Consider the following 20,728-nt stretch of genomic DNA (forward strand, 5'->3'; position numbering starts at 1 on the left):
TCGTCGGGTTCGATACTGACGAAGAGGGATTACGGAGTACGACGATGGAAGCGCTGCCGCTGGCGGTGACGACCGGCTGGGCCAGTGGGGTGAACGCCTACGCCTGCGTGCTGATCCTAGGCCTGCTGGGCCGGTTCGCGGGCGCCGGCGACGTGCCGCACGCGCTGACCACCACGCCGGTGCTGATCGCGGCGGGTGCGCTGTTCGCGTTCGAGTTCGTCGCTGACAAGATCCCCTACATCGACTCCGCCTGGGACGCGATCTCGACCGTCATCCGGCCGACGATCGGTGCGATCCTGGCGGCGCTGCTGGCCGGCGAGGCGGGCACGCTGCAGCAGGCGCTGATCGCGACGACCGGCGGCGTGGTGGCGCTGCTCTCGCACGCGGTGAAGTCGAGTCTGCGTCTCGCGATCAACACCTCCCCCGAGCCGGTCACGAACATCGCCGCGTCGTCCGGCGAGGACGTCGCGGTCGCGGGCGTGGTGTCGCTGGCCGCGTTCCATCCGGAGATCGCGCTCGTCATCGCGGGCGTCCTGCTGGTCCTCGGTCTGATCGCGGTGTACTTCGCGTTCCGGTTCATCCGGCGCGGCTATGCCAGGTTCAAGGCCTGGCGCGACAAACGTAGTCCTGTGACGGGGAGCAGTGCTGTCTGATGGCCGATGTGATTGTCGTCGGGGCCGGCCTGGCCGGTCTCGCGAGTGCTGTGCGGCTGGCCAAGCTCGGCCACCAGGTGACCGTCTGCGAACGCGACGAGCACCTCGGTGGTGCCCTGGGCCGAGTCGAGGCCGACGGGTTCACCTGGGACGCGGGAGCGGCCAGTACGACGCTGCCGGCCGCGCTGCGTGACCTGTTCCGCAAGAGCGGCCGCCCGATCGAGAGTCTGGTGCAGCTGGACCCGGTGTCCGAGCCGCGTCGACACATGTTCACCGACGGCTCCGTCCTCGACCTGCCGGTCAGCGACCGCGGTGCGCAGGAAGAAGCGTGGACAGATCTGGCTGGTGCCCCCGTGGCCGCGCAGTGGACCGCTCTGGTCGACGCGTACGGCGACACGTGGCAGATCCTCCGGAAGACCTCGCTGGAGCCGCCGCTGGAGCACAAGCTGCCGATCAAGACGATCCGCGCCCTCAAGCCCTGGCAGTCGCTCGACAAGGTCGCCCGGCGCGAGCTGACCGACGAGCGCGCCCGTGCGGTCCTGCGGCACTTCGCAGCTCAAGGTGGATCCGACGCCGGCCTCACACCGGGGTACGTCGGTGTCTGGTCGTATCTGGAGCGCACCTTCGGCCGCTGGACGATCCCCGGCGGTTTCGGCGCCCTGGCCGACGCTCTCGTACAGCGGGCCGGCGAGCGGAGGATCACGGTGCGCACCAGCGCCGAGGTGGTCGCCGTCAACACGTCCGGCGGCGCGGTGACCGGCGTACGGCTCGCTGACGGTGAAGAGCTGCGCGCGGACATCGTCGTGAGCGACATAGACCCCCGCGTCCTCTACGAGTCCTTCGTCGACGACCCGGCGGCCAAGAAGGTCCGCAAACGGATTCTGTCCACACACCAGGCCCAGGCGGCGTACGTCGTCCATCTCGGGCTGAAGGACCCGGTGCCGCAACTGCCGTTCGAGACCGTGCTGCACGGGAGTCCGACCGTCGTCGTCCGCACCGGCGGCAGCGCGCCGGCCGGGCACCAGGCGTGGTCCGTGCTGGTCCACGGCTACCCCACCGACGACGTCCTGGACCTCCTGGTGGCGCGTGGCCTGCACGTCCGGGACAACGTCGTGTCGCGGCAGACGTCGCCGTCCTGGTGGGCCGGAGTGGCCTGGGAGGGCTACCGGACCGCCCGCCGCCGGGCGGCCAACGTGTCGCCGGTGAAGGGGCTGTACTGCGTCGGCGCGGGCGCGCACCCGGGCTCCGGTGTGCCCGCCACCACCCTGGGTGCCGCGATCGTGGCGGACGCCATCGGGAAGGCCTGAGACCCCTGTGGGGTTGGACAGGGAAGCCAACTAAGATTGGCTGTTCCTGTGTTCTGAGTCGGGGCGGGTCCCGGCCGTAGAGAGGACCTCGGTGGATCAAACCCCCACATCGGCCGATCACGACCACCACGAGACCGTGGAGCGGGCTGAGCTGGCGGCGGAGCAAGAACATGTCGACCGGGTGTACGGCCGGGTCGAGGAGGCCGCGCGGTCGGCGTCCCGGATCGCGGTCGAGGGCCACCAGCGCGGCCAGGCGCAGAATGTCGGCCGGGTCCGCGAGGAGGAGCAGACCGGTCTGTACGAGCGGGACGTGCTGGTGTTCGCCGCCGCCCGCCGGATCGCCGAGCTGGACGCCGAGCACGAGGGCCTGGTGTTCGGCCGGCTCGACTCCGACCGCGGCGACGACGAGCCGGCCGCCGCGGCCGCGGCCGACCTCGAGAAGCTGTACGTCGGGCGCATCGGGGTCCGCGACGCGGAGTACGAACCGCTGGTGATCGACTGGCGCGCCCCCGCGGCCGAGCCGTTCTACCGCGCCACGGCGACGGACCGGCAGAAGGTCGTCCGGCGCCGCGTGCTGCGGAACAAGGGGTCCCGGATCGTCGGTCTCGAGGACGACCTGCTGGCACCGGAGCGCGCGCCGCAGGACCTGCCGGTGATGGGCGAGGGCGCGCTGATGGCGTCGCTGTCACGGGCCCGTGGGCACACGATGCGCGACATCGTGGCCACCATCCAGGCCGAGCAGGACGAGGCGATCCGGGCACCAGCCCGTGGCGTCACGGTCATCGGCGGCGGACCGGGCACCGGCAAGACCGTGGTCGCCCTGCACCGGGCGGCCTACCTGCTGTACAGCGACCGCCGGCGCTTCGAGCGTGGCGGCGTCCTGGTTGTCGGGCCGTCCGCCGCGTTCATGGCCTACATCGAGCGGGTGCTGCCGAGCCTCGGTGAGAACACGGTCTCGTTGCGGGCCGTCGGTGAGCTGGTTGACGGCGTGAAGGCGACCGCGGTCGACGATGCGGCTGCTGCTGCCATCAAGGGCTCGCTGCGGATGCGCGGCGTGCTGTCGCGCGCCGCGCGTGACCGGGTGCCGAACGCGCCGACAACGCTCCGCGTGTTCCTCGGCGGTGCCACGGTCGAGCTCGACGCGAACCAGCTCGACAACGTCCGCCGCAACGCCCTTCGCCGTACGGCGCGCAACCGGGCGGCCACCGAGGCACGCAAGGGCCTGATCGCCGCGCTGTGGCAGCGGTTCCCGGAAGACCTGCGCACCGGGCCTCTCGGCGACCGTGAGGCCTTCGGCGACCGCGTTGCCGACACCCCGGCGTTCCGCACGTTCTTCAGCCAGTGGTGGCCGGTGCTGACGCCGGAGGCGGTCCTGCGTTGGCTCGGTGACGCACGCCGCCTCCAGCGCTGGGCCCGCAACGAGCTGACGCCCGCAGAGGTCGACACGCTCGCCACGGCGATCCGGACGACGGCAGAGTTCACCATCGCCGACGTCGCGCTGCTGGACGAGCTGAGCACCTTCCTGGGACGCCCCCCGATCGTCGAGAACAAGGACGAGGAGTTCGACTGGCTCGAAGGCCTGTCGGACGGCGTCAACGAAGTGCTGACCAGCTCGGAGCGTCGCGCCCGGGCCGCGGCCGCCCGTGAGGCGGAGGAGCCGGACGAGTACGCGCACGTCCTGGTGGACGAGGCGCAGGACCTCTCCCCCATGCAGTGGCGGATGGTCACCCGGCGCGGACCGCAGGCCAGCTGGACGATCGTCGGCGACCCGGCCCAGAGCTCGTGGCCGGACCCGGACGAGGCCCGGGCGGCGATGGACTCGATGCTGTCGCACCTGCAGCGGCACGCGTTCCGGCTGTCCACCAACTACCGGAACTCGGCCGAGATCTACTCGTTCGCCGGTGAGGTGATCCGGCAGTCGATCCCGGACGCGGACCTGCCGAACGCGGTCCGCAGTACCGGGGTGGAGCCGGAGCACCGGGTCTTCGACGCCGGCAAGGTCTCCGAGGCGACCGGCGACGCGGCCGTCGAGCTGCTGCAGCTCGTCGAGGGCACCGTCGGCGTCATCGTGCCGCCGGCGCTGCGCCCGGTCGTCGACCCGGTCCTGGCCGAGCTGAACGACCCCCGCGTCGTCGCCGTCAGCCCACTCGACTCCAAGGGCCTCGAGTACGACGCGGTCGTCGTCGTCGAACCGGATCGGATCGTCAGCGACACCCTGGGCGGCGTCCGGGCGCTCTACGTCGTGCTGACCCGGGCGACCCAGCGTTTGATCACCGTCAACAGCAGCACCCGCTGGTTGCCGGACAGGGCCTAGGCGCGCGGTACGACGAACGACACCAGGTCGGCGTCGTTGGCGGACAGGTCGGTCCAGTGGCAGGTGAGATGCAGGATCGCCAGGCCGGTGGTCGGGTACTTCTGGGTGAGCTCGACGCGCTCGGGGCTGGTGCCGTCCAGCGCGAGCTCGTCGGCGAGCCACGGGATGCCCGGCGCGTGGCCGACGACGACCACCGTGCGGGCCTCGGCCGGGGCTTCGTGGACGACGTCCAGCAGGCCCTCGCTGTCGGCGTTGTAGACGCGCTTGTCGTACCAGACGTCCTTGGCGACGACGCCGGCCTCGGCGACGTACTTCCAGGTCTCGCGGGTGCGCTTCGACGGCGAGCACAGCACCAGGTCCGGTTCGATGCCCTGGGCAACCAGATGCCGCCCGGCCGCGCCCGCGTCGGCGCGGCCCCGGTCCGCGAGCGGACGGTCCAGATCAGGCAGGTCCGGCCTCGTCTCGGCGGGCACCGCCTTGGCGTGCCGGAGCAGGACGAGCGTGCGGTCGATCAACAGGTCCGACGGGTCAGCCATTGCGTCAGGATACGACGGACGCCTTGAGGTTGAGGAAGACCTGCCGCGTCGCGGTGGATCTGTTCAGGGTGATGAAGTGGATCCCGGGTGCGCCGCCGGCGAGCAAACGTTCGCACAACTCGGTCGCGATCTCGATGCCGGCCGCGCGGACGGCGGCCGGGTCGTCCTCGACCGCGAGCAGCCGGTCGGTGACCGCGGCCGGCAGCGCCATGCCGGTGAGGTCGGCCATCCGCTGGATCTGCTTGATGTTCGTGACCGGCATGATGCCGGGCAGCACCGGGATGTCGCAGCCGAGGGCGGCCGCCCGGTCGACGAGCCGGAAGTAGTCGTCGGCGCCGAAGAACATCTGCGTGATGGCGTAGTCGGCGCCGGCCCGCGCCTTGGCGGCGAGCACCTGCGCGTCGGCCTCGAGCGAGGCCGCCTCCGGGTGCTTGTCGGGGAAGGCGGCGACGCCGACGCAGAAGTCGCCCAGCGCACGGATCAGCTCGACCAGTTCGATCGCATGATTCAGGCCCTCGGGGTGCGCCACCCACGGCTGGTTCGGGCCGCCCCGCGGGTCGCCGCGGAGCGCGAGCATGTTCCGGACGCCCGATCCGGCGTACGCGCCGATCACCGAGCGGAGCTCGTCGCGGGAGTGCGCGACGCAGGTCAGGTGGCCGAGCGGGGTGAGCGAGGTGTCCTGCGCGACCCGCTCGGTGACCCGGATGGTGCCGTCCCGCGTGGTCCCGCCGGCGCCGTACGTGATCGACACGAAGGTCGGGCGCAGCTGCTCGATCTCGCGGATCGACCGCCACAGCACCTCCTCCGCCTCGGGCGTCTTCGGCGGGAAGAACTCGAACGAGAACGACCGGTCCCCGGACGCGAGCAGCTCACGGATGGTCGGCGCACCGCCGGGAAGCGTCGAGGGAAGTCCGTTCGCCATGGCGTTCAGGTTACCCGCGGTGAGCGCCGCCGTCTGCCCACCGACTACGCTCCGAGACGTGGATGGCGATGTGGATGTCCCGGCCGGGATCCAGCAGGTGCTGAGCCGGTTCCTGGACCGGCAGGAGGAGCGGCTGACCGCGATCGGGCCGGAGCTGGCCGAGCAGGTGCAGGCCGCGCGGGACGCGACCAGCGGCGGCAAGCGGCTGCGGCCGTCCTTCTGCTACTGGGGTTTCCGGGCCGCGGGCGGTGACCCGGCGCAGCCGATCCTGGCCGCGGCGGCGAGCCTGGAGATGCTGCACGTGAGCGCGCTGGTGCACGACGACGTGATGGACTCCTCCGACGTACGCCGGGGCGCGCCGGCCGCGCATCGCCGGTTCGAGGCGCTGCAGCGGGAGCGCGCCGCGCAGTCCGGGCACGGCGCGGATCCGGTCGGCTTCGGCGTCGGCGCCGCGATCCTGCTCGGCGACCTGTGCCTGATCTGGGCCGACGAGCTGCTGCACACGTCCGGCTTCGACGCGGCCGCGCTGGCCCGGGCCGAGCGGTACTTCGACGCCGTCCGGGTCGAGGTGACGGCCGGCCAGTACCTCGACCTGCTCGCGCAGGCCAGTGGCGAGTCGGACATGGATCTGGCGTTGCGGGTCCTGCGGTACAAGTCCGCGACGTACACGATCGAGCGGCCGCTGCACATCGGCGCCGCACTGGGCGGCGCCGACGAGCGGCTGATCGCGTCCCTGTCCGGGTACGGGCTGCCGCTGGGCGAGGCGTTCCAGCTGCGGGACGACCTGCTCGGTGTGTTCGGCGATCCGGCGGTCACCGGCAAGCCGGCCGGGGACGACCTGCGCGAGGGCAAGCGGACGGTCCTGATCGCGTACGCCGTCGACCACGCCTCCGAGACCCAGCTGAACGAGTTCGACCGGCTGTTCGGCCGTCCGGACCTGGACGACGACGAGATCCAGCTGCTGCGCGAGATCCTCCAGGACTCCCGCGCCGTGCAGGCCTGCGAGGACCTGATCACCGACCGCACCGAGGACGCCCTCTACGCGCTCGACCAGGCGTCCCTGGCCGACGACGTCGCCCGCAAGGCACTCACCGACCTGGCCGTCGCGGCCACCTCGCGCGTCGTGTAGCTACTGGTCGGCCAGCAGGTTGATCAGCCGCAGGAGGTCGGCCGTGGCGGGGAGGCTGCCGAGGACGATGACCTTCAGGACGGCCCGGTCCTCGTCGTAGATCGTCTCGGCCTTGAGGTGCACGGCTTCGGGCTGGTTGAGCGCGCCGTGGATGTGGGTGCTGAGGCGGTCGGCGGTGGCGCGGTCGACGGCGTCGATGTGGACGATGCTCGACGCCTCGACATGCCGGGCGGAGCGGTCCACCTCGACGGCCGCGGCCGTCGTCCCAGTGAACTTCTCGAGTTCCTCGCGGGTGATCCGGTACTGCTTCCCGATCCGCACCGCCTTCAGCCGCCCGTCACGGACGTAGTTGCGGATCGTGCGGACGTGCAGGCCCAGGCGGTTCGCGACCTGCTCCACCGAGTACAGCTCCTGGGCCATCTCCTCAGCGTAAGGCACGTTCCTTAGAATTCCCTATAAATGGTCAGATTCAGGCACTTAGGGTATTTTCGGGAACATGCCACGGGTACATGTCAGTGAGACGGCGCTCGGTGACGAGCAGGACGTCGTCCAGCTCATCGTCGACGCGCACTACGCGCACGAGGCCGAGTGGATCGCGTTCACACCGGAGCAGGTCGGCGACGACTTCTTCGAGCTGCGGACCGGGCGGGCCGGCGCGATCACCCAGAAGTTCGTCATGTACCAGATGGGGCTGGCCGTCGTCGGCGACATCTCGGAGCGGGTGGCGGCGAGCAAGCCACTCGCGGACTGGGTGCGGGAGAGCAACCGCGGCCGCAACCTGCTGTTCGCCGCGGACCTGGACGAGCTGGCCGAGCAGTTACAGGACCGGTAGTGAGCCGAGCAGGTCGTTGGTGTCGGACTCGGCGATGAGGACCCGGAGCTGGCCGGAGTTCGTGGTGTCCTCGGCGAAGATCTGCAGCGCGACGTCGACGGTGTCGTGGTCGTGCTCCAGCAGGTGGCCCAGGCCGGTCCAGAGCACGACCTCGGGTGCGCCGGTCGAGCGGTCGCTGAGTGAGTCGGCCAGCGCGTCCCAGTTCCGGCCGAACCAGCGCGGCAGGTCGAACGCGGTCGCGCACAGGTCGAGGAAGCCGGCCTTGTCGTGGATCTCGCCGGTGTCGAGCAGCACGAACCCGAACCCTTCGGCCAGGGCGTCGCGGCGCACGTCGTCGGCATCGGGAGCCGTCGGCCACCGGTAGACCCCGGGCCGCAACCCGTTCTCCAGCAACGCACGCAGCTCACTCATGAAGTTCCCCCGTCTTCCGCGATCCGGCGGAAGGACTTGTAGTGGTCGTCCGTGTAGTAACGCTCACCGGCGTTCCCGGTCACGATCCGGCGGGCACCACGGTCCTTCTCGCCCGGTGTTTTCACGGTGTACTCGTGGTAGTAGCCGCGGTCGTGCTTCGGCAGGATCTTCTCCAGGTTGCCGAACACCACACCGTCGCGGCTGTACGGGTACGGCCCACCCCGGTCGATCAGCTGCAGCGTGTCCTGCGCCTCCTTCGGCAGGTCCGCCGTGCCGACGATCCGCAGGCCGCTCTCCGCGTCGACACCGGTCTTCTCGTCGGCCCTACCGGCCGCACACCCGAACAGCGACGCCGCCAGGGTGATCACCAGCATCGCGATCACCACGACCGCGACGATCCGTGCGGCCTTCGGGTTGTTGATCACCCAGCCACCCTCAGTCTCCGGCTGAACTCGGCGGCCGCCTCCTCCGGGTCGTCGGCCTCGGTGATCGCCCGGACGACGACCACCCGCGTGGCCCCGGCGTCGATGACCTGGTCGAGCCGCTGCAGGTCGATGCCGCCGATCGCGAACCACGGCTTCGTCTGCCGGCGACCGGCGGCGTACGCCACCAGGTCCAGACCGGCGGCCTGGCGCCCGGGCTTGGTCGGCGTCTCCCAGGTCGGCCCGACACAGAAGTAGTCCGACCCCACCTCGTCGACCGCGGCGTTCACCTGGCTGAACGTGTGCGTCGAACGCCCGATGATCGGCCCGGGGCCGGTGATCGCGCGCGCGGCGTGCACCGGCAGGTCCCGCTGCCCCAGATGCAGGACGTCGGCGCCGGCGGCGAACGCGATGTCAGCGCGATCGTTGACGGCCAGCAGCTTGCCGTGCCGCTTGCACGCGTCCGCGAACACCTCCAGCGCGGCCAGCTCGTCCGCGGCCTCCATGTCCTTCTGCCGGAGCTGCACGATGTCCACGCCGCCGGCCAGCGCGGCGTCCAGGAACTGTACGAGGTCACCCTGTTTCTCCCGGGCGTCCGTGCACAGGTAGAGCCGGGCATCCGCGAGACGGTCGGTGTGGTCAGTCACACCCCAAAGCCTGCCATGTCCGCCCGGACGTAGGGTTGAGGGCATGCCTGATGTGGTTGTTATCGGTGGCGGACTGATCGGGCTGGCGACAGCGTGGCGGCTGGCCGTGGACGGGGTTCGCGTGACGATCTGCGATCCAACGCCGGGTGCGCAGACCTCGAACGTCGCCGCCGGCATGCTGGCTCCGGTCACCGAGGTCGAGTTCGGCGAGGACGACCTGCTGGCGCTCAATCTCGCCTCCGTCGACGCCTGGCCCGGCTTCGCGGCGGAGCTGGAGGAACTGACCGGGCAACCCGCCGGGCTGCACCGGACCGGCACGCTGTCGGTCGCCTACGACGTCGACGACATGGCCATGCTCCGCCGGGTCGCCGACTACCAGCGCAGGCTCGGGCTGGAAGTGGAGGAGCTGTCAGCTCGTGACGCTCGCCGCCGCGAGCCCATGCTCGCCACAGGTGTGTCCGGTGGCGTCTGGGTCCCGGGTGACCACTCCGTCGACAACCGGCAGGCCGTGGCCACACTGCTGCGCGCAGTGGAGCTGTCCGGCGTCGAGCTGATCCGGCAACGCGTCACGCGCGTCATCACCTCCGGTACGACGGCAACCGGCGTACAGCTCGACAACGGCGACACGGTGCATGCGGGGCAGATCATCGCGGCAGCAGGGCCGTGGTCGTCGCAGCTGGGCGGCGTACCTGAAGAGCTCCGTCCGCCGGTGCGCCCGGTGAAGGGCGAGGTACTGCGGCTGCGGGTACCGGAGGCGTACCGGCCGGCGCTGCACCACACCGTGCGCGCAACAGCTCGCGGCTTCTCCGTCTATCTGGTCCCCCGGCCCGGCGGCGAACTGGTCGTCGGCGCGACGAGCACCGAGCTCGGCTACGACACCCGCGTCCTGGCGGGTGGCGTGTTCGCACTGCTCCGCGATGCGCGGACCGTGCTGCCGGTCACCGACGAGCTCGAGCTCGTGGAGGCGATCGCCGGGCTGCGGCCGGCGACGCCGGACAACGCACCGGTGCTCGGACCGTCCGGCCTGGATCGGTTGCTCTGGGCAACCGGGCACTACCGCAACGGGGTACTGCTGACGCCGGTCACCGCGCAGGTGCTGGCCGAGACCGTCCGCACCGGAACGCTGCCGGATCTCGGGAAACCCTTCCTCGCCGACCGCTTCCGGCACTGACTCACGGTTGCCCGCAGCAACCGGAAAGATTGTGAACGACAACAATGTAGTTCAGCCTTGAATTGTAACCTTTGCGTTACAGGCGTAACACCAACCCCATTCGCCCCTGTTGTCACATCCGTACCAGCACATACGGTCAAGTGACGTTCACACGGGGAGTTGGTTGCGATGCGCAACGTCGTACGGATTCTGAGCGGACTGGCCGTACCGGTGCTGACCGCGGCGGTGATCACGGCGGGCTCGCCGGGCTGGGGTGCCTACAAGGTCAAGCAGGGCGACACCTTGAGCCACATCGCCGGGCGCTACGGCACGACGGTCTCGACACTGGTCGCGCTGAACCACCTGCCCGGCAACGGCAACGCCATCTACGCGGGCGAGGTCCTCAAGGTTCCCGCCAAGGGCTCGAGGCAGGGCTCGTCGAAGAGCACCGCGAAGACGCCCGCGAAACGCTCCCAGCTCGGCCGGGTGACGTACGTCGTGAAGCCCGGCGACACCGTGTCCGGGATCGCGAAGCGCTTCAAGTGCTCACAGGCGAACCTGCTCGCCGCGAACGGGCTGAAGTCCGGCGCCCGCATCTACGCGGGCAAGCCGTTGCAGGTCCCGGTGAAGATCCGCCCGAAGGCCCGGACCGACAACACCTTCGCCGGCCGGACGTACGCCGACCACATCGTCGCGCAGGCCAACCGCAACCGGGCCGTCCTGAAGCAGCGCAAGCTGCCGACCCGCGCCCAGATGCGGTCACTGATCGTGAGCACCTCGAAGCGGTACGGCGTCGACCCGGAGCTCGCCCTGGCGGTCAGCTGGCAGGAGTCCGGCTGGAAGCAGCGCGTGGTCTCCCCCGCGAACGCGATCGGCGCGATGCAGGTGATCCCGTCGACCGGCCGGTTCGCGTCCCGGCTGGTCGGCCGCGAGCTGGACCTGCTGAAGCCCCGTGACAACGTGACCGCGGGCGTCGTCCTGCTGAGCCGCCTGACCGGCGCCGCCCGGCTCGACATCGCGGTGGCCGGCTACTACCAGGGCCTCGGCGGCGTGAAGAAGAACGGCATGTACCCCGACACGAAGCTCTACGTGAAGAACGTCCTGCGCATCAAGGCCCAGCTCGAACGCGGGTGGGACCCCCTGCGGTGAGCCTGAGCCAGTGACGCTGAGCTGTTATCTACACTCTCTGCAGAACGATTTGGGGAGAGGCGGCTCACGGCAGGTGACGGACGACGTGGACACGCAGGTCAGCGACCGCCTCGTCGGGCGAGTGCTCGACGGCCGGTACCGCGTGGGCGCGCGTGTCGCGAAGGGTGGCATGGCCACCGTGTACCAGGCGCTCGACATGCGCCTGGACCGGACCGTCGCGCTCAAGGTGATGCACGACGGGCTCGGTGACGACGCCCAGTTCACCCGCCGGTTCGTGGCCGAGGCCCGCGCCGCGGCCCGCCTGTCGAACCCGAACGTGGTGGCCGTCTTCGACCAGGGCGACGACAACGGCACCCTGTTCCTGGCGATGGAGTATGTGCGCGGCCGCACACTCCGCGACGTCATCCGCGACGAGGCGCCGCTGTCCCCCGCCCGCGCGCTCGATCTGCTCACCCCGGTCCTGTCCGCACTGTCGGCAGCGCACGACGCCGGCATCGTGCACCGTGACATCAAGCCCGAGAACGTGCTGATCTCCGACAAGGGCGTAGTGAAGGTCGCCGACTTCGGTCTGGCCCGGGCGGTCAGTGCCAGCGGCAACACCGCCACCCAGGGCCTCCTGATGGGCACGGTGTCGTACCTGGCACCGGAGCTGGTCACCGACGGCAGCGCCGACGCCCGCTCGGACGTGTACTCGGCGGGCATCCTGCTGTACGAGATGCTCACCGGCAACAAGCCGCACTCCGGCGACACCCCGATCCAGGTCGCGTACGCCCACGTGCACGCCGACGTACCCCCTCCGTCGCTCGAGCAGCCGAGTATCCCGCCGTACGTCGACGCGCTGGTGCAGCGCGCGACCGCCCGGGACCGGGACCTGCGGCCGACCGACGCGCGGGTGTTCAGCCGGCAGGTGCACCGGGTGCGCAGCGCGCTCGACGAAGGGCTGCCGGACGACCCGGAGCTGACCGGCGACCTGACCGTGCCGATCCAGCAGATCCGGCAGGACAGCGGGTACGACGACGGCTACACGCGGGGAGAGCCGTCAGGTGAGATCCGCCACGACACCATCGTCGTACCGGTGCAGCACGGACGGCCGACCGGTGCGCCGGCCAAGACGCCACCTCCGGTCAAGGCGCCACCACCGCGCAAGGCGCGCGGCCCGATCGCACTGATCGCGATCATCGCCGCCGCGATCGCGATCGGCACCGGAGCCTGGTACTACGGCATTCAGCGCTACACCACCGCGCCCGACCTCGTGAACCTGGAGCCCGCCGCCGCGACGGCGAAGGCGGAGGAGTCCGGCCTGCGCACGGTCCTGGACAACCAGGACTACTCGGAGGACGTGAAGGCAGGTCACGTCCTGAGCACCGACCCGAAGGCGGGCGACCGGATCCGGAAGAACGGTGAGATCGGTCTCACCGTCTCCAAGGGACCGGAGCGGTACCAGGTGCCGCAGCTCGTCGGCCTGCAGCTCGACGCCGCCCAGCAGGCACTGTCGCCGATCAAGCTGATCACCGGGCAGATCAACGAGCAGTACAGCGAGACCGTGCCGCAGGGCCGGGTGATCGCGATCAGCCCGAGGTTCAACACGGTCGTGAAGCCGGGCACCGCGGTGAACTTCGCGGTCAGCAAGGGGAAGCGGCCGATCACCGTGCCGGACCTGACCGGCAAGTCGTACAAGGAGGCGAACAAGACGCTGCGCAAGCTCGGGTTCGTCGTCGGGCGCAGCACGCAGTACGACGAGAAGGTCGCCGAGGGCAACGTGATCAGCCAGAGCCCGAACAGCGGCACGCTGTTCGCCAAGGACAAGGTCTCGCTGGTCGTCTCGCTCGGCCCGCCGCTGCGCGAGGTGCCGGACGTGAAGCGGAAGACCACCGCCGAGGCGCAGAAGATCCTCGGCGACGCCGGCTTCGTCGTCCGGGTCGAGAAGGCCCCGTTCAACCTGGGGCTCAACATCGTCGCCGCGCAGAGCCCGGGCGCGGGCAAGAAGGTCAAACCCGGCAGCACGATCGTGATCACCGTGCTCTGAGCTGTTTTGCCTTGCAGGGAACGCGTCTGATCTGATGTCCGGCGTGAACCACCCCCGCCTTGCCGTGCTCGCCCTGCTGTCGGTCGCGGCGGCCTGGGGATCGACGTTCTTCCTGACCAAGGACCTGCTCACCAGGATGGACGTCGCCGACTACCTGGCGTTGCGGTTCCTGATCGCGTCGGTCGCGCTGGTGCTCGTCCACCCGCCCGCGATCGCCCGGCTGAGCCGTCTGGACCGCGGCCGCGCGGTCGCCCTCGGCATCACCTACGGCATCGCGCAGCTGCTGCAGACCGAGGGGCTGCGGCACACCTCGGCGAGCGTCTCCGGTTTCGTCACCGGCATGTACGTCGTGTTCACGCCGCTGCTCGGCGCGGTGATCCTGCGGCACAAGATCGGCCGGTGGGCGTGGTTCGCCGTGATCCTCGCCACGGCCGGCCTCGGCGTCCTGTCGCTGCGCGGCCTCAGCCTCGGCACCGGGGAGCTGCTGACGCTCGCGTCCGCCGGGCTCTACGCGCTGCACATCATCGGCCTCGGCGCCTGGTCGACGTCGCGGAACGCGTTCGGGCTGTCGTCGCTGCAGATGATCGTGATCACCTGCGTGTGCGCGGTCGGCGCGATCCCGGGCGGGTTCTCGGTGCCGTCCACCGGCGGCGACTGGATCAGCGTCGTCTACATGGCGCTCGTCGCCGGGGCCCTGGCGCTGATCGTCCAGACCTGGGCGCAGGCGCACCTGACGCCGACCCGGGCCGCGATCGCGATGACAATGGAGCCGGTGTTCGCCTCGGGGTTCGCGGTGCTGTTCGGCTCGGACGACCTGACGTGGCGGATGCTGGTCGGCGGCGCACTGGTCGTGTCGGCCATGTACCTGGTCGAGCTGGCGCCGCGGCGTAAGTTCGAGGCGGAAGTGCAGCATCTGGCCCAGTAGTTTCATTCCGGTGAGGGGGATCATGCGAGAGAACCGGCGACGGGACGCGTGGTTCCCGTATGTCGTGATCGCTGTCCTGCTCGCCACCCTGGCTGCCGGGACGATCAGCAACCTGGTCCGCAACCCGCAGCCGCGGCTGGTCGCCGACGGACTCCCCGGCCGGCCGCACGCCCAGTCCTCGCTGGAACACAACGATCTGGTCCGCCACGCGCTGGCCGATCTCGACGGGCTCACGCTGTCCAACGGCGCGACCCTGGCCGGCTGGAACGGCCCCTGGCGGTACGTGTGGCCGCGCGACGCCTCGTTCGTCGCCGTCGCCCGGTGTGCGGTCGGCCAACACGACAAGGCCCTCGACGTACTGTCGTTCCTGGACCGGGTCCGGCCGTCGACGGGACGCTGGCAAGCGCGGTACACCGAGACGGGCGGCCGGGTCGACGACGGGCGCGAGCCGCAGCTGGACGCGTCCGGCTGGGTCCTCTGGGCGACCTGGTTCTGCCGCTCCGGCGACCGGTACTGGGACCTCGTCGAGGAGTCCGCTGACCAGATCGTCCGCGAGCTCGGTCCGGACGGGCTGCCCGCGCCTTCACCTGACTACTGGGAACGGTCCGAGAAGCAGCTCACGATCGGAACGGTCGCACCGCTGGTGACCGGGCTGCGATCCGCCGTCCGGATGGCCACCGAACACAACCGCCCGGAGGCTGCGACGCGGTGGCAGGCGGCGCTCGACAAGTTGTCCGCAGCAACCGATCGGGTCTTCGGGCCGGACTACCCGCGGACCCCGGCGCGCGCCACGAGCTTCGTCGAGCCCGGTGTCGCACCGGTCAGTCTTGGCGGTGGAGCGGACGCCTTCGTGGCCGTGCTGGGGCCGCCGTTCGCTCCGGCGCGGGACGTCGTGTCGACGGCGATCGACCGGGCGCACGGCGTACTCACGCAGCCCAACGGTGGTGTGACGCCTGGCGAGTCATGGCGCGCGGACGGCGTGTCCTGGACACCGCAGACCGCGCTGTTCGCGTTGAGTGCCGCCGCGCGCGGGGACCGTACCGGCGCCGAGGCGCTGATCACCTGGCTGGACCAGCACCGGACCAGCACCGGCGCGCTCCCCGAGAAGGTCAACCGGGACCTGGAGCCGGCCGGTGAGGCCCCACTCGCGTGGACCGCCGCACTGGTCGTCCTCACCGACACAGCTCTCCAGAACCCGCTACCGATCCCGTAGCTAGCAGATCTCCATCACGTCATGCGTCGGCGCGTCCGGGCGCGCGGTGCTCGTCTTGCCCGAGTAGAAGAACGCTGTCGACGAGATGTCGTCCTGGAGCGGCAGGTAGCGTCCGCCGGAGCGCCAACCGAGCGCCTGGACGTCGACGCGCAGCCGCTCCTTGAAGCGGATCGGGTCCGGCAGGTGGAAGCGGTACATCCCGAAGCGCTGCTGGCTCTGGTACTGCCCGTCCGGGCGGATCACCTGCGGCATCCCGAGGTACGGCGTACTGAACTCGGTGTAGCCGCCCAGATGGGGTACGTCGAAGTTCCACGCGCCGCCGAAGTAGTCCTCGGTCCCGGTGCCGCAGATGGTCGGGAACTCGTCGTCACCGTCCAGGTAGAACTTGACCTCCCCCTCACCCCACCAGCCGGTGCTGTTGACGCCCCAGGCCAAGTAGGTGCCGACGTAGTGGCCCGGTCCTTCAACGCCGTCCAGCAGCGTGTGCACTGTCTTGGAGGGCAGGGGGTTGCTGCGACGCCACTGTGCATGCAGGTACGCCGACTTGTCCGGTACTGCGCCCAGCCAGTAGTCCACCTGGAAGTACACGACCACGGGCTCGTCGTGGGTGTTCTCCAGGGTCAGCTGCGCCTGCGACTGGAACGGCATCTCCCAGTAGCAGTTGAACCCGCCGTTCGGGTTCACCGCGACCGGCAGCGAGTTCACCTGCGCGAACTTGCCCCAGCCGGAGCAGAAGAAGTCACCGACCGGCGTCTCGATCGCCGGCGCCTGGTCGCCGTCCCAGTGGGCGCGCAGCACCAGACGGCGCCAGTGGTCGACGTGGGTGGTCAGCCAGATGTGCGTGATGCAGCCGGAGCCGGTGATGTCCGCCAGCGTCACGGTCTCCCCCGCCGCGATCTCGATCGACGGCGAAACCTTCCACCCCTGGCCGAGGTCGCGGGCCGCGCGTGCACCGGTCCCCTCGGTCCGCCGCCCACCCTGACCGGGCTCGCCGGTGGGGTTCTCCGCACTGATGGAGCGCGTCTCGACGTCGGCGAGCGCGCTGATGCCGGTGAGGTTCCCAAGAGTCATACCCGCGACCTTAGGCCCGCCCAGGTCCGGTAAGAAATCGATTGCCCATCAAATGGACCCCATCCCACGACCTCGCCATCTGAGGGGTCAACCCCTCGGCTGGAGGGTTGCCCGCTCAGAATCCGAGGGGGCAAGCCACCATCTGAGGGGTCAACCCCTCGGCGATCAGCAGGGGCGGACCTCGGCGTCGAGGCCGTGGACGAAGGTGAGGCAGGCCCAGGGGCGGCCCTGGTCGCGGTGGGCTCGGACGATCAGCGGGTACGCGTCCGCGCCGCGCACCTGCGGCGCCTTCTCGGTCGGGAACGAGCCGACCGCTCCCCCGCGCGCCTCGGCCGCGGCCTTCACATCCGCGACCGTCACCGCGCTCCCTCCGTTCTTCTGCGCCGCGCCCTTCGCATCAGTCGCGACCTGCAGCGCGAAGTCGATCTCCGGCGGCTTCGACCAGATCGTCTGCGTCACCGGGATGACCAGCCCGAACATCACCAGCCCGACCCCCGTGACGATCTGCCGAAGCCGCCGGGACTGGTCGGTCAGCAGCAGGGCAGCGCAGCAGACCGCGAGCACGAGCGTGACCGCCCGCAGGATCCAATGCCGATCCAGCCGCACGTCAACCGCCAACCCGGCCCCGACAGCGACCACCAGACAGAGCCCAGCCGCACCCAACGCCTGAACCCGTGGAGACAGAGATTGCATGCCGCAGACGATAGACGCCCGCCGATGCTCGCCGACCACATGGCCTGACGCGCACACCTGGCCGTTCGTCGCACGAGAGTGGCCGTTGGGCGCGGGGCGCGCCGGTCAGGATCGTGTGTGGCGGACGGTGCTGGCAGATTCTTAAGGGTCCCACCGCCCCCTAGGGATTGGACCCGATGACGTGACCGAGAACCCTGGTTCCTGGAGCATCTCGCGGCGGCGCGCGCTGCAACTCGGCGGCGGTGTCGCGTCCGTCGGCGCCGTACAGCTTCCCGTCCTGCCGTCCGAGGCCGGCACCGACACCGCCGGCGGCAGTCAGGCCGTGCTGCGGGAGGGCACGAACCTGATGGTGTCTGTGTCGCCGGACGGGAAGTGGCTGGCGTTCGACCTGGCGACGGCGATCTGGGTGACGCCGGCCGCGGGCGGTACGTCGCGCCGCCTCACCGACGACCTGCAGGACGCGACCCGCCCGCGCTGGTCTCCGGACGGCCGGTCGATCGTGTTCCAGTCGTACCGCGACGGCAACTTCCACCTGTGGTCGATCCGCCCCGACGGCAGCGGTCTCCGGCAGCTGACCAGCGGACGGTACGACCACCGCGAGCCGCACGTCACCCCCGACGGCCGCTCGATCGTCTTCTCGTCCGACCGCGGTGACCTGCACGGTCCCGGCGGCGTCGCGGGCAGCTACGGCATCCACCGCCTCGATCTCGCGACCGGCGCGATCGTTGCGCTCACCGACGACGCCGGCGAGGAGGCCGAGCCGACCGTCTCGCCCGATGGCCGGAAGATCGCGTTCACCGTCGACACCAGCTCGATCGTCGAGCTCGACCTCACGTCGAAGGTCCGCACGACGATTGTCGACAATCAACCAGGCATCAGCCTCTTCGGGCCGTCGTACGCCCCGACCGGCACGCTCGCGTACGTCCGCCTGACCGGACCGACCTGCGATCTGATTGTCGACAGTCAACAAGTGACCAATGGACAGGACGTCTTCGCGGTCCCACCGTCCTGGGCCGGGGCCGACCTGTTCTACACGGCCGACGGAACCGTCCGCCGGTATCGCGCCGGCGGCGAGCACACCGTCGTACCGTTCGCCGCCGCTGTCCCCATCACGTCGCGACGGCCGCGGCCGAAGGCGCCCGACCTGGAGTCGACGAGCCGGCGGACGGTGCGTGGGATCGCGAGTCCGACGGTCTCGCAGGACGGGAAGTGGCTCGCGTTCCGCGCACTCAACGCGCTCTGGCTGGCGTCGACCGACGGCAAGGCCGAGCCCCGCAAGGTGGTTGCCGACGGCTACTTCAACTCGGACCCGGACTTCTCGCCGGACGGCCGGAAGTTGCTCTATGCAAGCGATCGCAACGGCACGGCGGACCTGTGGCTGCACGACCTGGCGACCGGTACGGACACCAAGCTGTCAGGTCTCCCCGGCGCACAGACCGCGCCGCGCTTCGCACCCGACGGGCAGCGGATCGCGTACCAGGACCAGGACGGGATCGCCTGGCTTCTCGATGTCGCGTCGGGCGAGGTCCGCCAGGTCACGCCGACGCTGTTCCAGCCCGGCCGGGTCAGCTGGTCGCGCGACGGCAAGACGCTCGTCCTGGCCGCGGTGAAGCCGTTCTCGAAGCGGTTCCGCGAGGGCACGAGCCAACTGCTGTACGTCGACGTCGCCACCGCCGCGCTCGAGTACGTCCAGCCGATGCCGTTCCGCTCGCTCGCGACCCGCGGCGACGACGGCCCGGTGTTCTCGCCCGACGGTGCACACCTGGCCTTCGTCGTGGAGAGCCTGCTGTACGTCGTACCGGTCGACGCCCGAGGCCGCTTCACCGCCGAGCCGCGCGCGGTCACCGACGAAGTGACGGACTCCCCCGTCTGGCAGGACAACGACACGTTGCTGTACCTGCACAACGGAACGTTGCGCCGGACAACCGGTGGCCGGCCCGAGACGGTCAAGCTCGACCTGCGGTACCGCCGCGCGACCGTCAACCAGCACGTGACGATCCACGCCGGTGCGTTGTGGGACGGACGCGCGACCACGCTGCGCCGGGACGTCGACGTGGTGATCGACGGCGCGCGCATCGCCGCCGTACGCCCGCACACCGGCCGTGCCGACATCGACGCGTCCACGCTGACCGTGATGCCAGGGTTGATCGATGCGCACAACCACTGGCATCTGCGCGGGCGGGCGTGGGGTGCGCGGCAGGGGAACCTCTGGCTCGCGTACGGCATCACGTCGACCCGCTCGCCGGGTGATCCGGTGTACCAGATGCAGGAGACGCGGGAGGCGCTCGTCAGCGGGGCGCTGCGCGGACCGCGGTACTTCGCGACCGGCGAGGCGATCGACGGGTCGCGCGTGTACTACAACTTCATGCGGCCGACGCTGTCGCTGCGGCAGCTCGGGCTGGAGATCGATCGGGTGGAAGGGCTCGCGTACGACCTGGTGAAGACGTACGTGCGCCTGCCCATCGAGTACCAGCGCCGGGCGATCGCGCTCGTCCACCAGCTCGGGCTGCAACTGTCGTCGCATTACCTGTATCCCGCGGAGCATCTCGGGATGGACGGAATGGAACACACCGGCGCGACGAACCGGCTCGGGTACTCACACACGGTCAGCCGACTCGGACGCGCGTACGCCGACGTGGTGACGCTGTTCACGCGGGCCGGGCTGTCGGTGACGCCGACGCTGTTCAACTCGACGATGGCGCACGTCGACGATCCGTCGCTGCTGACCGACCGCCGGACGACGACGCTCTACCCGTCCTGGGAGTACAACGCCCTGATCACCGAGGTGAACACCGCGCGCGGCCCGGCCGGCGTCACCACCCGCGAACTGCTCCGCGGCAACGTCGACATGGTGCTCCGGATCCACCGCGGCGGCGGCCTGGTCATCTCCGGCACCGACACCCCGCTCGACAACATGGCCGTGTCACTGCACGCGAACCTCCGCTCGATGGTCGCGGGCGGCTTCACGCCGTACGAGGCGCTCACCACGGCGACGCACAATCCGGCGAAGTGGCTCAACCTCGAGGACAAGCTCGGCGTCGTGCACCCGGGAGCCCAGGCCGACCTGTCCTTCGTCACCGGCGACCCGCTGGCCGACATCCGCGCGGCCGCCGCCGTCGAACAGGTCATGATCGCCGGCCACCTCCACACGATCGACGACCTGCTGGCACCGTACGCATCCGGCGCCCGCACCCAACCCGCCGTCCACACCCCGAACGCCCCACAACCCCTGACCCGCGCCCAGGCCCACGCTGACAACCTCGACTACTGGTGGCACGAGCCGGAGTGGCTCCACCGAGCCTGCTGCGAGGGCTGACGTGACGATCAA

The 20,728-nt window shown here is 70.3% G+C and carries 19 protein-coding genes; 11 read left to right on the forward strand and 8 right to left on the reverse strand.

What is annotated here, in order from left to right; translation table 11 throughout:
- The first annotated feature begins 44 nt into the window (after nt 1–44).
- The 3 genes from ABZW60_RS23720 to ABZW60_RS23730 all read left to right on the forward strand — a co-directional run bounded on the left by ABZW60_RS23720 (nt 45) and on the right by ABZW60_RS23730 (nt 4,274).
- Nucleotides 45–653, forward strand: a complete 609-nt coding sequence (locus ABZW60_RS23720) for a DUF4126 domain-containing protein (protein WP_355480138.1) — start codon at nt 45–47, stop codon at nt 651–653.
- Nucleotides 653–1,960 carry an NAD(P)/FAD-dependent oxidoreductase gene (locus ABZW60_RS23725; protein ID WP_355480140.1) on the forward strand — a complete coding sequence of 436 codons (1,308 nt, stop codon included), beginning with the start codon at nt 653–655 and terminating at the stop codon, nt 1,958–1,960. The genes ABZW60_RS23720 and ABZW60_RS23725 overlap by 1 nt, the downstream gene beginning before the upstream one ends.
- A 91-nt stretch (nt 1,961–2,051) precedes the next feature.
- Complete coding sequence (locus tag ABZW60_RS23730) at nt 2,052–4,274, forward strand: UvrD-helicase domain-containing protein (protein WP_355480142.1); 2,223 nt, start codon at nt 2,052–2,054, stop codon at nt 4,272–4,274.
- On the opposite strand, the gene ABZW60_RS23735 is transcribed toward ABZW60_RS23730, so the two are convergent.
- Complete coding sequence (locus ABZW60_RS23735) at nt 4,271–4,810, reverse strand: histidine phosphatase family protein (RefSeq protein WP_355480144.1); 540 nt, start codon at nt 4,808–4,810, stop codon at nt 4,271–4,273. The two genes, ABZW60_RS23730 and ABZW60_RS23735, sit on opposite strands and share 4 nt — an antisense overlap.
- Nucleotides 4,811–4,814: 4 nt before the next feature.
- Entirely contained in the window at nt 4,815–5,732 is a 918-nt protein-coding gene (gene metF, locus ABZW60_RS23740) for a methylenetetrahydrofolate reductase [NAD(P)H] (RefSeq protein ID WP_355480146.1), read from the reverse strand.
- Between the two features lie 58 nt (nt 5,733–5,790).
- Here metF and ABZW60_RS23745 point away from each other — a divergent pair, with 58 nt between their 5' ends.
- On the forward strand, nt 5,791–6,861 hold the full coding sequence (locus tag ABZW60_RS23745; protein ID WP_355480147.1) for a polyprenyl synthetase family protein: 1,071 nt from the start codon (nt 5,791–5,793) through the stop codon (nt 6,859–6,861).
- Here the strand turns inward: ABZW60_RS23745 and ABZW60_RS23750 are convergent, their stop codons facing one another.
- Nucleotides 6,862–7,281 carry a helix-turn-helix domain-containing protein gene (locus ABZW60_RS23750; protein ID WP_355480149.1) on the reverse strand — a complete coding sequence of 140 codons (420 nt, stop codon included), beginning with the start codon at nt 7,279–7,281 and terminating at the stop codon, nt 6,862–6,864.
- A gap of 76 nt (nt 7,282–7,357) precedes the next feature.
- Here ABZW60_RS23750 and ABZW60_RS23755 point away from each other — a divergent pair, with 76 nt between their 5' ends.
- Nucleotides 7,358–7,693, forward strand: a complete 336-nt coding sequence (locus ABZW60_RS23755) for a DUF4180 domain-containing protein (protein ID WP_355480151.1) — start codon at nt 7,358–7,360, stop codon at nt 7,691–7,693.
- Here ABZW60_RS23755 and ABZW60_RS23760 read toward each other — a convergent pair.
- Genes ABZW60_RS23760 through thiE form a run of 3 tightly spaced genes read right to left on the reverse strand, consistent with a single transcriptional unit; the run spans nt 7,679 to nt 9,173 of the window.
- Nucleotides 7,679–8,104, reverse strand: coding sequence for a barstar family protein (locus ABZW60_RS23760; RefSeq protein WP_355480153.1), 426 nt, complete (start codon nt 8,102–8,104; stop codon nt 7,679–7,681). The two genes, ABZW60_RS23755 and ABZW60_RS23760, sit on opposite strands and share 15 nt — an antisense overlap.
- Entirely contained in the window at nt 8,101–8,529 is a 429-nt protein-coding gene (locus ABZW60_RS23765; protein WP_355480155.1) for a ribonuclease, read from the reverse strand. The genes ABZW60_RS23760 and ABZW60_RS23765 overlap by 4 nt, the downstream gene beginning before the upstream one ends.
- Nucleotides 8,526–9,173: a thiamine phosphate synthase gene (gene thiE / locus ABZW60_RS23770; RefSeq protein ID WP_355480157.1), complete on the reverse strand. Its 648-nt coding sequence runs from the start codon at nt 9,171–9,173 to the stop codon at nt 8,526–8,528. The genes ABZW60_RS23765 and thiE overlap by 4 nt, the downstream gene beginning before the upstream one ends.
- A 43-nt stretch (nt 9,174–9,216) precedes the next feature.
- Here thiE and thiO point away from each other — a divergent pair, with 43 nt between their 5' ends.
- From thiO to ABZW60_RS23795, 5 genes are all read left to right on the forward strand, one after another.
- Nucleotides 9,217–10,344 (forward strand): glycine oxidase ThiO, encoded by a 1,128-nt coding sequence (gene thiO, locus ABZW60_RS23775; RefSeq protein WP_355480159.1) that lies wholly within the window; start codon nt 9,217–9,219, stop codon nt 10,342–10,344.
- Between the two features lie 168 nt (nt 10,345–10,512).
- Nucleotides 10,513–11,472 (forward strand): LysM peptidoglycan-binding domain-containing protein, encoded by a 960-nt coding sequence (locus ABZW60_RS23780; protein WP_355480161.1) that lies wholly within the window; start codon nt 10,513–10,515, stop codon nt 11,470–11,472.
- A gap of 73 nt (nt 11,473–11,545) precedes the next feature.
- Nucleotides 11,546–13,498, forward strand: a complete 1,953-nt coding sequence (gene pknB / locus ABZW60_RS23785; RefSeq protein WP_355480163.1) for a Stk1 family PASTA domain-containing Ser/Thr kinase — start codon at nt 11,546–11,548, stop codon at nt 13,496–13,498.
- Between the two features lie 34 nt (nt 13,499–13,532).
- Nucleotides 13,533–14,423: a DMT family transporter gene (locus ABZW60_RS23790; RefSeq protein ID WP_355480165.1), complete on the forward strand. Its 891-nt coding sequence runs from the start codon at nt 13,533–13,535 to the stop codon at nt 14,421–14,423.
- A gap of 22 nt (nt 14,424–14,445) precedes the next feature.
- Nucleotides 14,446–15,636, forward strand: a complete 1,191-nt coding sequence (locus ABZW60_RS23795) for a glucoamylase (RefSeq protein WP_355480167.1) — start codon at nt 14,446–14,448, stop codon at nt 15,634–15,636.
- Here the strand turns inward: ABZW60_RS23795 and ABZW60_RS23800 are convergent, their stop codons facing one another.
- The gene (locus ABZW60_RS23800) at nt 15,637–16,707 is read right to left on the reverse strand and encodes a glycoside hydrolase family 172 protein (protein ID WP_355480169.1); all 1,071 of its coding nucleotides are present in this window, start codon (nt 16,705–16,707) and stop codon (nt 15,637–15,639) included.
- A 165-nt stretch (nt 16,708–16,872) separates the two neighbouring features.
- Nucleotides 16,873–17,346, reverse strand: a complete 474-nt coding sequence (locus ABZW60_RS23805; RefSeq protein WP_355480170.1) for a hypothetical protein — start codon at nt 17,344–17,346, stop codon at nt 16,873–16,875.
- A gap of 235 nt (nt 17,347–17,581) precedes the next feature.
- On the opposite strand from ABZW60_RS23805, the gene ABZW60_RS23810 reads away from it, so the two are divergent.
- Nucleotides 17,582–20,716 (forward strand): amidohydrolase family protein, encoded by a 3,135-nt coding sequence (locus tag ABZW60_RS23810; protein WP_355480172.1) that lies wholly within the window; start codon nt 17,582–17,584, stop codon nt 20,714–20,716.
- Nucleotides 20,717–20,728: the final 12 nt, after the last annotated feature.

This window comes from Kribbella sp. NPDC003557, assembly GCF_040610805.1.
Lineage (GTDB): Bacteria > Actinomycetota > Actinomycetes > Propionibacteriales > Kribbellaceae > Kribbella.